Genomic DNA, 12843 nt, shown 5'->3' with positions numbered 1-12843 from the left:
ACCGCTATTTCTGCAGATCAAATTGAAGGCCGTGCAACAGAAACGGCGTCGCTGTTTTGAGGAATTCCTCCGGCGCCGCCGTACCGTTCCGCTTCCATTCAAGCGATGCGCCGTAAAGCCCCCAACTCAGCATGACGGCCGTGGTTTTGAGCGTCTCTTCTTTTTCCAGTCCGTATTGCGCTTTCAGCATTTTATTGAAAACCACTTCAAGCTGGTCCCGGATGATCTGGGCAATCGTGTCTTCGTAGCCCCGGTGGCAGCGGTTTGACAGCGACTGCTGGAAATCGGTGACGGCTTTGAACAAGTGGTTGAACACGTCTTCGTCCAATTTCTTGTGCTCGTATTCCGCTGAATTCAGATTGATCAGCAGCACTTCCGACAAGGCTTTTTCCAGCAAATCGTAGATGTCTTCAAAGTGATAATAGAAGGTTGCCCGGTTGATCATGGCTTCCGTTGTGATGTCTTTGACCGTGATGTCCCGAAACTCCTTGCTTTCCGACAGCTTGATGAACGAATCCATGATCAGCTTCCGCGTGCGGACAACCCGGGGATCCGTTTTCACTTGCACCATGTTCGCCACTCCTTTTCCGACAATATCTCCGGAGTGTCGGATAAGCGACACATCCCGGAAACTATTGGTGTTGTTGCTTTTCATTATGGCTTAGAATTTGGGTGTAAAGCAAACAAGCTAGCTTATAAATCCATAGAAAAGAGGAAAACGACATGACAAACAAACCGAATTTTGTATGCGACCTGGAAACCGGCGTCTGCGGTCCCGCTGACGAAGAGGAAATGGGGCTGATTGATTTCGGCCAGCCGAAAAAGACAATTACGCTTTATTACGTGACAGACCCGATCTGTTCGCATTGCTGGGCCATCGAACCGGTGCTCCGCCGCTTCACGGAACAGTACGGCCACTATTTCAAGTTCCAGACCGTGATGGGCGGCTTGCTGGAAAAATGGCATGACGGCCCGATCGACCCGGCGAACGGCATCTACAAACCCGCGGATGTGGCACCGCATTGGCGCGAAGTCGGCGAACATTCCCGGATGCCGATTGACGGATCTCTGATGGTCGACAATCCGGTCCAGTCGTCCTATCCTCCGTCCCGTGTCTTTAAAGTGATCCAGGAACAATTTACAGACACCAAAGCGAATGAATACCTGCGCCGTGCGCGAGAAGCCCTGTTCGCATTCAACGAAAACATCTCAGAAGATGCGGTCCTGATCGACATCGTCAATGGCATGGGGCTCGACGGACAGGCAATCATCCAACGAGCCAATGAACCCGCCGGCCAACAGCTGCTGTCGGAAGACTTCAGCTTGGCCAGAAGTTTAGGTGCCAGAGGGTTCCCGACAATCATCCTGGTCAACGAAGACAACAAAGGCGTCAAACTGGTCGGCGGCCGGCCGTATGAATCGTATGTCGACGGCTTGCAGAAAGTCCTGGGCGAAGAAGAGCTGCACGCCAAGCAGCCGAAGGCGTTATCCGCTTTGCTGAAACAAGAAGGGCTGCTTTTTGCCAAGGAAATTGAAGTGATGTATGAAGTGGACCCGAGTGGTCTTACGGCTTTTATTGAGAAAGAATTGCCATCGGAACAATTCGAACAAAAAGAAATTCTCGGGGAGTCTTATTTCACCCCGATTACAAAATAAGGAGGAAACAACATGGCATACCTGCTGCAAGTAGACTTCCAAATGGACGGACCTTTTGGAGATGAAATGGCTGAAGCATTCGCTGAGCTCGCAACAAGCATCACCGAAGAACCCGGCTTCAAATGGAAAATCTGGACAGAAAATCCCGAAGCCGGTGAAGCCGGCGGCATCTACCTGTTTGAAACAAAGGAAAGCGCTGAAACGTACATCGATATGCACGCGAAGCGGCTCGGCGGATTCGGCATCAACACGGTCAATGCCAAAATCTTTGCGATCAATTCGGCGTTGACAGACATCACAAAAGGTTCGATAAGCTGAGCGGTCTCAATCCCCTAGATGTGAAAATGAAATCATGCAAAAAGGTTCCGGCCATCAAACCGGAACCTTTTTGTTATGCTCTTGAATTATTTCCGACTCCCCGGCAATGCGGCTTTCGCAGAAACGAGCTCCTTCTCGACCAGCTCTTCCCAGAACGCAGCCGGAATTTTCGCTTCCAGTGCCTGCAGGTCTTCCTTGATGCGGTCCGGCCGAGTCGATCCGGTCACGACCGCTTTGACTGCCGGATGCGCAGTCGAAAATTGCAGCGCGGCATCTTTCAAATTCACGCCGTGGTTTTTCGCCACGTCGTGAAAACGGGCGACGCGTTCTTTAATCTCCGGTGTGATTTCCTTGTAGTCGAAATAGTCCCCGCCAAACAAGGCACCTGAGTTGAAGGCTCCACCGATGATGAGTCCGCCGTCATTTTTCTGCGCCAGCGGCATCATGCGCTCCAACGCCCGTTCGTGCTGAAGCAGCGTGTATTGAGTAGCAGACAAACTCAAATCCGGATGCGCTTCTTCCAGCTCCAGCGCCACTTCGATCGGTGTCGTTGTATTGACGCCAAGGCCCCATGCTTTAATGACCCCTTCGTCACGGAGGCGGTCCAGCACGTTAAAGGCGCCTTTTCGGGCTTCGTCAAATTTCGTAATCCATTCATCGCCCAAGAAATCCGGCGAAAGGTCATGTACAAACACCATATCCAAGCGGTCGGTTTTCAAGCGCTTCAGGCTGTCTTCAATCGATTGAAGCGTGCCGCTTTCGGTATAATCCGTCCGAATTTTGTTCTTGCGGCCATATTCAAACAATCCTTCTTTTTCCTCTTCTTCATCCAGAATGATGCGGCCGACTTTCGAACTCAGCAAATAGTCGTCGCGCTTATAGGAAGATAAAATCTCCCCGAGCCGCATTTCGGCGAGGCCTGCCCCGTAAAACGGCGCCGTATCAAAATACCGGATGCCTTCGTTCCAGGCCGATTGGATTGTTTCCATCGCTTCGTCTTCCGGTACTTCTCTGAACATATTGCCAAGCGGCGCAGTCCCGAGACCGAGTTTATTTTTAATCGTTACATCATTTTTCATCATTGGACACCTCTTTTGGAAAGTTGTTTTTAAATAAAAACACATACAAGTATCTACCCGCTGTCAATTTGAATAAACGGCCATTAGCAAGTCGAAGAGTTGGATTAGTTACTGAAAATCAAAGATAAATACCTCTCTTTTCAGTTTTGTATAAGATGTTCGTCCTATTGTCCTTCGTTTAACAATCGAGGCAAAGGGAACACTTAGAGAAACACTAATTTTAGGAGGAAATACTTTGCAAAACCACCAACTGTATGTGAACGGCAAGTACATCGAGTCCACAGGAACGGAATGGATCGACATCCTCAACCCGGCAACCGAAGAAGTGATTTCCAGAATTCCGAAAGGAACAAAAGAAGACGTCGACAAGGCGGTAGAAGCTGCTGACCAGGCACAAAAGGCGTGGGAACTGACGCCGAATATCGAACGCGGAAAAATCGTCCGGAAGCTCGGCGATGAAATTGCAAAACGGCGCGATACGTTCATCGACTTATTGCAGGAAGAACAAGGGAAAGATTACGAACTGGCAAGCGGCGAAGTGGATCTGGCGATCGACTACTTCCATTATATGTCCGAATGGGCCAGAAGAATCGAAGGCGAAATCGTGCCGAGCGACCGGCCGAATGAAAATATCCTTATTTATAAAAAGCCGATTGGCGTAGTAGCCGGCATCATCCCGTGGAACTTCCCGGTCTTCATCTTGGCGCGTAAAGTGGCGACGGCTTTGGTGACAGGTTGTACAATTGTCATCAAGCCGAGCCAGCAGACACCGAACACAACGATGGAATTCACCAAAATCGTGGATGCGATGGAAGAGATTCCGGCAGGCGTCTATAACGTGGTGATGGGCACCGGTTCAGAAATCGGCAACGCCCTCGCCTCCCACAAAAAAGTGCAGCTGATCACGATGACCGGCAGCGTCCAGGCCGGGACGAAAGTGATGGAAGCGGCGGCGCAGAACATCACCAAAGTCAATCTGGAACTGGGCGGCAAGGCGCCGGCCATCGTGACGCAAAACGCCGATTTGGATCTGGCAGCTGAAGCCATCACTAAGTCAAGGCTCGCAAACGGCGGCCAGGCCTGCACGAACGCTGAACGCGTCTACGTCCATGAAAGCGTGGCGGAAGCATTGACGGAAAAACTGATCCGCGCATTCGAGTCGAAAAAACTCGGCAATCCTCGGAAAGACAAAGACGTGGAAGTCGGTCCGCTGATCAGCGAAGACCGTTTGGAGACCGTCGAGGAAATGGTGCAGGAAGCGATGAAAGAAGGCGCAACCGTTGCGACGGGCGGCGAACGTCCGGATTTTGGCGGCGGCTTTTTCTACAAACCGACCATTCTGACAAATGTGAAACACGATTCTGCCATCATCCGGGATGAAATCTTCGGGCCGGTGCTGCCGGTTACGACATTCAAAACATTGGATGAAGCGATTGAAAAAGCGAACGACACCGTCTATGGCCTGTCTTCTTCTGTCTATACGAATGACTTGAACGAAGCGATGCGCGTCGTCAATGAAATGAAGTTCGGCGAAACGTACGTCAACCGCGAAAACTTTGAAGCCATCCAAGGCTATCATGCCGGCATGCGCCAATCCGGCCTTGGTGGAGCGGACGGCAAGCACGGCATGGAAGACTTCCTGGCAACGCAAGTCGTCTACATGCAGTATAAAAACGATAAACAATAAGCTGCAGGAACATCCGATAGGCACTGCCCCGAAAGTCCGGAAACCCGGCTTTTGCGGGCAGTGCCTTTTTCCTGAGCACTTCACTAAGGTTTTTATGCGTCGATTTGCTACACTGTTGAATGGAACAGATTAACGATAGAGGAGCGGTACATATGCAAAACGTAACAGGCAAAAACGCATTAATCACAGGAGCTGGAAGAGGCATCGGCCGGGCAACTGCGCTTGCTTTCGCAGCAGAAGGCATCAACGTCGGGCTTGTCGGACGCACGGCAGCCAACTTGGAAAAGGTAGTGGCAGAACTTGATCAATACGGCGTTAAAACAGTATTCGCTGTAGCGGACGTTGCAGACCCGGAAGCGGTCAACGCAGCCGTTGAGCACATCACAGCGGAACTCGGATCGATCGATATTTTGATCAACAATGCCGGCATCGGCAAATTCGGCAAGTTCCTGGAACTGTCGCCGGAAGAATTCAAAAGCATCATCGATACAAACTTGATGGGCGTCTACTACGTAACGCATGCCGTCTTGCCGCAAATGATCGAGCGCCAGTCAGGCGAAATCATCAATATTGCATCCACCGCCGGACAAAAAGGCGCACCGGTGACAAGCGCTTATAGCGCTTCGAAATTCGGCGTCATGGGGCTGACAGAATCGTTGATGCTGGAAGTCAGAAAACACAACATCCGCGTCACTGCCTTAACTCCGAGCACCGTAGCGACGGACTTGGCAATTGAAAGCAACTTGACTGACGGCAACCCGGACAATGTCCTTCAGCCGGAAGACTTGGCAGAAATGATGGTAGCGCAGTTGAAACTTCATCCCCGCGTGCTATTGAAATCAGCTGGCCTTTGGTCAACCAACCCGTAATAGTTTTTTCAGAACACCTCCGACAACTTCGGAGGTGTTTTTTTCGTGCCTGAAAATTTGCTGCAGATCCATTCGACGTTCCATGTCGAGCTATCGCTAGGAAAACAGCCAAAAAAAGGGTATATTTAATAGTTAAGTGAAAAAAAGTTCCATCCTGAAACTACATAGAAGGAGAAAATAATATGAACCAAACCATTACAAAACGTAAGAAGAGCCGTGCCAAAATACTGATGAAGGCGCTGCCTATTATCATCGGAGCGTTCATCACCGCATATGGACTTGAAGCCGTGCTGATTCCGAACAATGTATCGGACGGCGGCATCACAGGCCTCAGCATCGTCGGCTCGCAATTGTTTGAATTGCCTCTTGGCTTATTGATCGCCGTCTTAAACATCCCCTTCGTCTATTTGGGCTATAAGCAAATCGGACGAAGCTTTGCCATCTATTCGGTCATCGGCATCGCTTCCCTCGCCTATGCAACGACTGTCATGCACCACGTCCCAACCATTGTCGAAGGCGATACCTTACTCGTCACCGTCATCGGCGGGATCATCATCGGCGTCGGCATGGGGCTTGCCCTCCGGAACGGCGGAGCACTGGACGGCATCGATATGCTTGCTGTGCTGCTGTCGCGCAAATTGCCGTTCGGAACGAGTGACATGATTCTGTTCCTGAACGTCTTCGTCTTTATTGTCGTTTCATTTGTCTTCGGCTTGAAAGGCGCGTTTCTTTCCGGCATCGCGTATTACATCGCATCCAAAGTGATTCACTTGGTCGAAGAAGGATTCAGCGGCTCCAAAACTTATAAAATCATTTCGAAAGAGCCGGAGCTGCTCGTGCAGACCATCTACGACCGCCTCGGCCGAAATGCTACGTACAGCCTTGTCAAAGGTGCCTACACGAACGACGAATACAGAGAAATCACCTGCATCATCAACCGTCTTGAAGACAGCAAGATGAAAGAAATCATCTACGAAATCGACAAGAACGCGTTCATTGCCGTATACGACGTCGCCGAAGTCAGAGGCGGCAGCTTTACGAAGCGGGACATCCACTGATTTACAGAACAAAAAAGCGCCGAATTCTCTGTTTCAAGAGAATTCGGCGCTTTTGTTATTAAAAGTTTTTATGGCTTTCATTTCAGAATCATTGATAACGGACCTTGCGTTTAACGGGCTGCGTTCTCCCTATCTCCATTATACCCCATCTAAAAATCAATTTATAGACTACCTTTCCGTGAATTCGTGCCCTATACTGTAAGCATCAAAGGAGGCAGATCCATATGAATGAGAACAAAGAAGCCTTAGACCGCGGGCCTTTCTTCCACGGAACGAAAGCCCAGTTGGCGATTGGCGATTTGTTGGAGGCGCAAAACCAATCCAACTACCAGGACAAGAAATCCAATTACATCTATTTCACCGCCACCTTAGAAGCGGCAAAATGGGGCGCCGAACTCGCTGCCACTGATGCTAAAGAGAGAATCTATCTTGTCGAACCTCTGGGAGAATTCGAGAACGATCCGAATTTGACTGACAAACGCTTTCCCGGCAACCCGACCCGTTCGTACCGTTCGAAGTCGCCGCTGAAGATCGTTGCGGAACTTGGTGCTTGGGAACGGCATACTGATGACGAAATCAATCACATGCTTTCTTCCCTAAAGGCTTTGCGGGAACAAGGAAAAGCGATTATCCTGGATTGAACTTCTAATGGGAGGTGGATATTTTTATTCATTTGACTACGCTGAAAACAATCCATTTAAAGAGCCGCCCTTTCTTTTCGAAACGGCGGCTCACCTTTTTCATTTATGCTTTTCTCTCCCACCTGTTAATTGCTTCATCTCCCGGAATTCCAATTGATTAGCAATCACCACATTGCCTTTCTTCGCCCCACTCTCTACATAGCGGTGTGCTTCGCGCAGCTGTTCCAGCGGAAATACTTGATCAACAACCGCCTTGAGCTTGCCTTCTGCCAACAGTTGGTTCAGCTCGCGCAAATCTTGGGAGTTGTAGCTAGCTGCCCCTGCTATGATTTTCCGGCCGCCTTTTTTCGTCAGCCATAGCCTCCGGAACATTTGGCTAAGGCTCGGATTGCCCATCAGGTAAATGCCTTTCGGTGTCAATGCGTTGACGGTTTTGGTAAAGGGACTCTTTCCCGCGACATCAAAAATTACGTCATAGGTTTCGCCAGTTGCCGTAAAGTCTTCCTGCCGGTAATCCATTACGCGGTCTGCACCAATGGATAAGAGCCTATCCAATTTTTCCTTGCTGTCGATGGCCGTCACTTCAGCGCCTGCATATTTGGCGAGCTGAACAGCCACCGTGCCGATGCTGCCGCCGGCTCCGATGACCAGTACTTTTTGGCCCGCCTGGATTCTCGCTTTTCGGAGAAAAAACAAGGCATTCATTCCACCAGTCGGGATCGTGGCTGCTTCTTTAAAACCGATTGCTTCCGGTATCCGGGCGATTGCGGAGCTGCCGGAAAGACACAAATACTCGGCATACGCCCCGAGCTTCAAACCCGTCGCACCGTAGACACGGTCGCCTTTCTTGAATAGCGTCTGTCCGCTTCCTAGGGCTTCAACTTCCCCGGCAAATTCCTGTCCGAGTACGTTCACTCTCGGTTTCCGCAAACCGAAAAACAGCCGCAGCGGAATCCACAGCAGCACCGGAAATTTAAAGCTCCGGATTTCGCAATCTCCGGCCGTGACGGTGGATGCGTGAACTTTGATCAGAATTTCACCGGCTTTTGGCACCGGCTTGTTGAGCTGTTGAAGCTCCAACACTTCCGGCGGACCGTACCGGGTGCAAACCATGGCTCGCATATTCCATCCCCCTTTTCTAAGCGAAAACCTGACGAATACTTAATCGGACTGCGGTTCCGAACTCTCTACCGGCCCTTCGAACACCTGACGCAATTCGGCCATCCCTTCACCATTGCCGATTGGATCCGGCAGCCTCATCGCCCATTCAATCGCCTCTTCTTTCGATGCCACGTCAATCAAAAAGAAACCGGAAACAAGCTCGTTGGGATTTGGAAACGGCCCTTCGGTCACCACCGGCTTTTCTCCAGGATTTGCGTACGAAAGGCGAATTCCATTCGAACTGGGATGAAGCCCTTTTGCCATCACCCGAACCCCCGCATCCATCAATTCTTTGTTATACCGCGACATGGCTTCCATCAGCTCATTACTTGGAAGCTTCCCTGCTTCTGAAGTGGGTGATGCTTTGATTATCAGCATAAACAGCATGGCAATTCCTCCTTCTTAAAGTTTTTGCCTTTTTCTTCTTAATAAAATTCAAGACGGGCTTGCTCAATCCCTTTTTCCCAATCCATTATTCATCCCTAAGCAGGAGCCTTAGCCTTCCTTCCGTGAAACTTTTCAAAGCACCATCCGTATGCTTATACAAGAGGTGATGGATCATGAAACGAAAAATTATTCCATATGTACTAGCGTTTTTCTTAGTGGGACTGATTCCGGCGCAAGTCTATGCGATCGACTTTGACATTTCAGAAGTGCAGATTGATGCGCAATTGAACGCAGACGGCACCGCCGATGTCATGGAGCAATTCACGTACGAATTCGACGACGACTTTAACGGCATTACCCGCAGCCTAATCGAGAAAAAAGGAACAACGATCGCTAATTTCTCGGCTTCCGAAAACGGCAAACCCTTGAAAGTGGAAATCGAAGACGGCGTTTACCAGATCCACCGCGAAGGGGACGACGGCGAAACGATTCAAATTGAGTTGAATTATGAGATTTCGAACGCAGTGGAGAAGTTCGAAGACGGGGCGCAGTTTTATTGGGCATTCTTTGACGAAAGCAACGAAAGCGAATACGGCGACTTGACGATTGCCGTCACTCCGCCCGCTCCCGCTGAAAATACAGAAGCTCTCGGCTACGAAGAAGCGTACGGCACAGAACGCATTGCAGACGACGGCACCGCACTGTTCGAACTGGGCTACGTGCCGGAAGGTGAAAACGCCGATGTGCGGGCAGTCTTTGAGCCCGAACTGTTTCCGGGTGCCGAGACGCTAGCCGGTACAGTCCGGGACGATATCGCGAAGGACCGCGAGAACCTGGAAAACGAAGCGGCGGCTTTTGCCAAGAACCAGCAGACCGCACGCAATGTCGGAATTCCAGCCATTGTGATTGGCGGGGTGTTCCTGCTGATTGGAACATTTGCTTTGTGGTTCCGCGCATACAAACGGAAACGGCAAATCCGCAATTACCCATACGAATTTTTCGTACCAAAAGAATCGATGAGCATTCCGGCCCTGCTTTACTTTACAAACTCGGTATTCCTGTCGCCGAACGCGATTTCGGCAGCCATTCTGGAGCTTATGCGTAAAGGCAATATCCGGCAGCTCGCGGAAGACCATTTCGAGCTGGTCCACCGGAAAACCGACCATGACCATGAAGCTGTACTGATTGAGCTTTTATTCGACCAAATTGGCGATGGCCGGGAATTCAAACTCAGCGGAGTGGAACAATTCACGAAAAACGAAGACAACCATGCCGCTTATAACGAAGCTATTGCCAAATGGAATAAAGGCGTTGCCCAGGAAGTGAAAGCGAAAGGCTTTTACGAGAAGCACACGATGCTGCGCTGGACGGCTGGCCTCCTGAGTGCCGCGTTCATCGGCCTCGCCATCTATAGCGGCATCTACGAGCTGTTCCCTTGGATGGCTGCTTCAATTGTCCTTGCGATGGCAGCTTTTGGCATTGCCATCAGCTACTCGCCTATCACATTCGAGGGGCATGAAATCCGCCGCAACTGGCGTAAAATGAAAGAGGCCATGCAAAACTTGCCAGCTAACCAGTGGGACCGGCTGAAGACGGATGAAAAACAGCGTGCCTACGCTTACCTGCTCGGCAGCGACCCGAAAACCGCGGAACGGAAAGCGGCGACCTTCACTTCCGCCGAATCGGCCGCAGACGATTCCAGCTTTGTCATGAACCCGATATTCATGACTGCCATTTTTGTCTCAGCCGGTTCGACCACTACAGCCAGCGCAAGCGGCGGATCGGTTGGTTCCGGTGCGGGAGTCGGCGGCGGTGGCGGTGGATCGGGTGCCTTCTGACCCGGGTACGAAATTCATTCCAGATAAACAACACAAAGCCAACTTCGGTATCCATCCCGAAGTTGGCTTTTCCTATGCTCTATTTTTCACTGTATTTCGCCATAAAAAACATCCCAAAACCAGATTATTAACCCTAACTTTTGGGTTGGAGTACCACAGCATACTGATTTATCAGTCGTTTTTTGCTGCACCACGCGGTCCCTTGTTTTTCTTCCAAACCCTGCCAATCACTTTAAGGAAAAAGACTAGCAAAATAGCAATCGGAATCATCCAGAGCAAGAACTGCCAAAAAGGCATTTCGGTTCTTGGATAGACAAATGTGCCGAGCATTGCACCTGAAAAGGCGAGCAGGAAATTAATGAACGGATCCACTTTTTTTGAGAAAATCGGCTCTTTCAGCCAGCGAATGATTTTCGTTTTGTTGTCCATATGCGCCTCCTTTGCAATCAAACCTGTTTGCGTTTCCTTTTATCCAATGCTGGATAAATGAATGCATAAGTGAGAAATCCGGCGATGGCCATCCCGATCACCAAAGTCCAAGATGGTTCCCCGCCATTCAATATAGCTGATACAATAATCGCAATTACGCCGTATACGACTGTTCCAAGGACGGTATCTTTAACCCGTTTGTTCAAAAAATCCCTCCTGCGTGACTGGCTTCTCTTTTACCCATACCCTTCTCTTTTTATTAAAAACTGATTACGCTCAATGAAAAACTGATTTCTTACAGTCTCGGCAGTTCTCGCGCTCTTTTCTGATAAGCAAAAAGTTCCTTCTCCTGTTTCACTTTTGAGCATTCATTTTGACAAACTTCTTTTCCTAATATAACTTTAGAATTAATCCCTAGTAAACTTATCAACTTTTATTAGAATACGTTAAACTTTTGGAGGAAATTATGAAAGCAATTTGGAAAGCCTATTTAGACACATCGTTAATTTTAAAAATCACTATCGCTCTTGTTCTGGGCATTGGGGTCGGGCTCGTTTTCGGAGAAGATGCCACGGTGCTTGCACCGTTTGGCGATCTGCTTCTCAGCTTATTGACGTTCCTGATCATCCCGCTTATTTTGTTTACACTGATTGTCGGCGTGAACCAGACCCACATCGGCGACCTCGGACGCATGGGCGGCAAAGTGTTCATTTACTACACCTTAAGCTCCGCATTTGCCATCATCGTCGGCCTTGCAGTCGCGAGCATTTTCCAGCCGGGCACCGGCATGCAGCTCGATGGCAGCGAAACCTTTGATGTGCCTGAAAATCCGGGCATCGTCAGTGTACTCTTGAATATCGTCCCGTCCAATATTTTTACAGCGTTCAGTGAGCTGAATCTGCTTGGCATCATTTTCACGGCGTTCGCCTTCGGAATTGCCATTTCCTATATGCGCAGCTCCCACGAACTCGGCGAACTGGGCAACCATCTTTATAAATCCATCGATGCTTTGAACGAAGCGACGCTGCTGATTTTAAAAGTTATTCTTCAATATGTGCCGATCGGGGTATTTGCCATCATGGCAAAAACGGTCGGCAGCCAGGGGCTGGATACGCTCTTTTCTTTAGGCGAGATGATTCTTGTGCTCTATGCCGCACTTGCGGTACAAATTGTCATCTACACGGTGCTGTTGATCCTATTCAAAATAAAACCGGGCCGCTTCTATAAATATGCACGTACGCCGATGCTTACGGCGTTTGTTACGCAAAGCAGCTCCGGCACCCTGCCGCTGACCTTGACCGCGGCGAAAAATCTCGGCTTGTCGAAAAGCCTTTACGGCTTCAGCATTCCGCTTGGGGCAACGATCAATATGGACGGTGCCGCAATCCGGATCGCCGTTTCCGCGGTGTTCGCCGCCAACTTGGTCGGCGATCCGCTGAGCCTTTCGGATATGCTAATGGTGGTACTCGTCGGAACGCTTGCGTCCATCGGAACGGCAGGCATTCCTGGAGCCGGCATTGTCATGATTGCAACCGTCTTTGTCCAGCTCGGCTTGCCAATCGAAGCCGTGGCGCTGCTCACAGCGATTGACGCACTCGTCGGAATGGGCTGCACCGCTTTGAACGTGACCGGCGACCTGGTCGGAACTGCTTTGATCGATGAAAATGAAAAGAACCGAAAAACAGCAAAAGCATAACAAAAAAAGCTCCTTGGCCAAAAT

At 49.9% G+C, this 12843-nt stretch carries 14 protein-coding genes; 8 read left to right on the top strand and 6 right to left on the bottom strand.

What is annotated here, in order from left to right:
* Nucleotides 1-4 precede the first annotated feature (4 nt).
* Nucleotides 5-571: a TetR/AcrR family transcriptional regulator gene (locus BLQ32_RS06905; RefSeq protein ID WP_074509650.1), complete on the bottom strand. Its 567-nt coding sequence runs from the start codon at nt 569-571 to the stop codon at nt 5-7.
* Between the two features lie 152 nt (nt 572-723).
* Here BLQ32_RS06905 and BLQ32_RS06900 point away from each other — a divergent pair, with 152 nt between their 5' ends.
* Together BLQ32_RS06900 and BLQ32_RS06895 are read left to right on the top strand one after the other, a co-directional pair.
* Nucleotides 724-1656: a DsbA family protein gene (locus tag BLQ32_RS06900; protein ID WP_074509648.1), complete on the top strand. Its 933-nt coding sequence runs from the start codon at nt 724-726 to the stop codon at nt 1654-1656.
* Between the two features lie 12 nt (nt 1657-1668).
* Nucleotides 1669-1974, top strand: a complete 306-nt coding sequence (locus tag BLQ32_RS06895) for a monooxygenase (RefSeq protein WP_074509647.1) — start codon at nt 1669-1671, stop codon at nt 1972-1974.
* Nucleotides 1975-2060: 86 nt separating this feature from the next.
* On the opposite strand, the gene BLQ32_RS06890 is transcribed toward BLQ32_RS06895, so the two are convergent.
* Entirely contained in the window at nt 2061-3053 is a 993-nt protein-coding gene (locus BLQ32_RS06890; RefSeq protein ID WP_083335289.1) for an aldo/keto reductase, read from the bottom strand.
* A gap of 235 nt (nt 3054-3288) precedes the next feature.
* Between BLQ32_RS06890 and aldA the strand changes: the two genes are divergently transcribed.
* From aldA to arr, 4 genes are all read left to right on the top strand, one after another.
* Nucleotides 3289-4740, top strand: coding sequence for an aldehyde dehydrogenase (aldA, locus tag BLQ32_RS06885; RefSeq protein WP_074509643.1), 1452 nt, complete (start codon nt 3289-3291; stop codon nt 4738-4740).
* Between the two features lie 152 nt (nt 4741-4892).
* Nucleotides 4893-5609, top strand: a complete 717-nt coding sequence (locus BLQ32_RS06880; RefSeq protein ID WP_074509641.1) for a 3-ketoacyl-ACP reductase — start codon at nt 4893-4895, stop codon at nt 5607-5609.
* A gap of 182 nt (nt 5610-5791) precedes the next feature.
* Nucleotides 5792-6667 (top strand): YitT family protein, encoded by an 876-nt coding sequence (locus BLQ32_RS06875; RefSeq protein WP_175557080.1) that lies wholly within the window; start codon nt 5792-5794, stop codon nt 6665-6667.
* 224 nt (nt 6668-6891) lie between these two features.
* Nucleotides 6892-7308 carry an NAD(+)--rifampin ADP-ribosyltransferase gene (gene arr / locus BLQ32_RS06870; RefSeq protein ID WP_074509638.1) on the top strand — a complete coding sequence of 139 codons (417 nt, stop codon included), beginning with the start codon at nt 6892-6894 and terminating at the stop codon, nt 7306-7308.
* Between the two features lie 99 nt (nt 7309-7407).
* Here the strand turns inward: arr and BLQ32_RS06865 are convergent, their stop codons facing one another.
* Nucleotides 7408-8430, bottom strand: coding sequence for an NAD(P)-dependent alcohol dehydrogenase (locus BLQ32_RS06865; RefSeq protein ID WP_074509636.1), 1023 nt, complete (start codon nt 8428-8430; stop codon nt 7408-7410).
* Nucleotides 8431-8469: 39 nt separating this feature from the next.
* Nucleotides 8470-8856: a YciI family protein gene (locus BLQ32_RS06860; protein ID WP_074509634.1), complete on the bottom strand. Its 387-nt coding sequence runs from the start codon at nt 8854-8856 to the stop codon at nt 8470-8472.
* Between the two features lie 173 nt (nt 8857-9029).
* On the opposite strand from BLQ32_RS06860, the gene BLQ32_RS06855 reads away from it, so the two are divergent.
* Nucleotides 9030-10694 (top strand): DUF2207 domain-containing protein, encoded by a 1665-nt coding sequence (locus tag BLQ32_RS06855; protein ID WP_074509632.1) that lies wholly within the window; start codon nt 9030-9032, stop codon nt 10692-10694.
* A 171-nt stretch (nt 10695-10865) separates the two neighbouring features.
* Here the strand turns inward: BLQ32_RS06855 and BLQ32_RS06850 are convergent, their stop codons facing one another.
* Both BLQ32_RS06850 and BLQ32_RS06845 read right to left on the bottom strand, forming a co-directional pair.
* Nucleotides 10866-11123 (bottom strand): hypothetical protein, encoded by a 258-nt coding sequence (locus BLQ32_RS06850; RefSeq protein WP_074509631.1) that lies wholly within the window; start codon nt 11121-11123, stop codon nt 10866-10868.
* A 17-nt stretch (nt 11124-11140) separates the two neighbouring features.
* The gene (locus tag BLQ32_RS06845; RefSeq protein ID WP_074509629.1) at nt 11141-11329 is read right to left on the bottom strand and encodes a hypothetical protein; all 189 of its coding nucleotides are present in this window, start codon (nt 11327-11329) and stop codon (nt 11141-11143) included.
* A gap of 260 nt (nt 11330-11589) precedes the next feature.
* Between BLQ32_RS06845 and BLQ32_RS06840 the strand changes: the two genes are divergently transcribed.
* Complete coding sequence (locus BLQ32_RS06840) at nt 11590-12819, top strand: dicarboxylate/amino acid:cation symporter (protein WP_074509627.1); 1230 nt, start codon at nt 11590-11592, stop codon at nt 12817-12819.
* Nucleotides 12820-12843 lie beyond the last annotated feature (24 nt).

The organism is Planococcus glaciei, assembly GCF_900099655.1.
Taxonomy (GTDB): domain Bacteria; phylum Bacillota; class Bacilli; order Bacillales_A; family Planococcaceae; genus Planococcus; species Planococcus glaciei.
This window is presented reverse-complemented; position numbering and strand designations above follow the sequence as displayed.

Coding starts and splice junctions, on each gene's coding strand:
- BLQ32_RS06900 (WP_074509648.1), top strand. CDS start 724: ATGACAAACAAACCGAATTTTGTATGCGACCTGGAAACCGGCGTCTGC.
- BLQ32_RS06855 (WP_074509632.1), top strand. CDS start 9,030: ATGAAACGAAAAATTATTCCATATGTACTAGCGTTTTTCTTAGTGGGA.
- BLQ32_RS06880 (WP_074509641.1), top strand. CDS start 4,893: ATGCAAAACGTAACAGGCAAAAACGCATTAATCACAGGAGCTGGAAGA.
- BLQ32_RS06875 (WP_175557080.1), top strand. CDS start 5,792: ATGAACCAAACCATTACAAAACGTAAGAAGAGCCGTGCCAAAATACTG.
- BLQ32_RS06905 (WP_074509650.1), bottom strand. CDS start 571: ATGGTGCAAGTGAAAACGGATCCCCGGGTTGTCCGCACGCGGAAGCTG.
- BLQ32_RS06840 (WP_074509627.1), top strand. CDS start 11,590: ATGAAAGCAATTTGGAAAGCCTATTTAGACACATCGTTAATTTTAAAA.
- BLQ32_RS06890 (WP_083335289.1), bottom strand. CDS start 3,053: ATGAAAAATGATGTAACGATTAAAAATAAACTCGGTCTCGGGACTGCG.
- BLQ32_RS06865 (WP_074509636.1), bottom strand. CDS start 8,430: ATGCGAGCCATGGTTTGCACCCGGTACGGTCCGCCGGAAGTGTTGGAG.
- BLQ32_RS06895 (WP_074509647.1), top strand. CDS start 1,669: ATGGCATACCTGCTGCAAGTAGACTTCCAAATGGACGGACCTTTTGGA.
- BLQ32_RS06850 (WP_074509631.1), bottom strand. CDS start 11,123: ATGGACAACAAAACGAAAATCATTCGCTGGCTGAAAGAGCCGATTTTC.
- arr (WP_074509638.1), top strand. CDS start 6,892: ATGAATGAGAACAAAGAAGCCTTAGACCGCGGGCCTTTCTTCCACGGA.
- BLQ32_RS06860 (WP_074509634.1), bottom strand. CDS start 8,856: ATGCTGTTTATGCTGATAATCAAAGCATCACCCACTTCAGAAGCAGGG.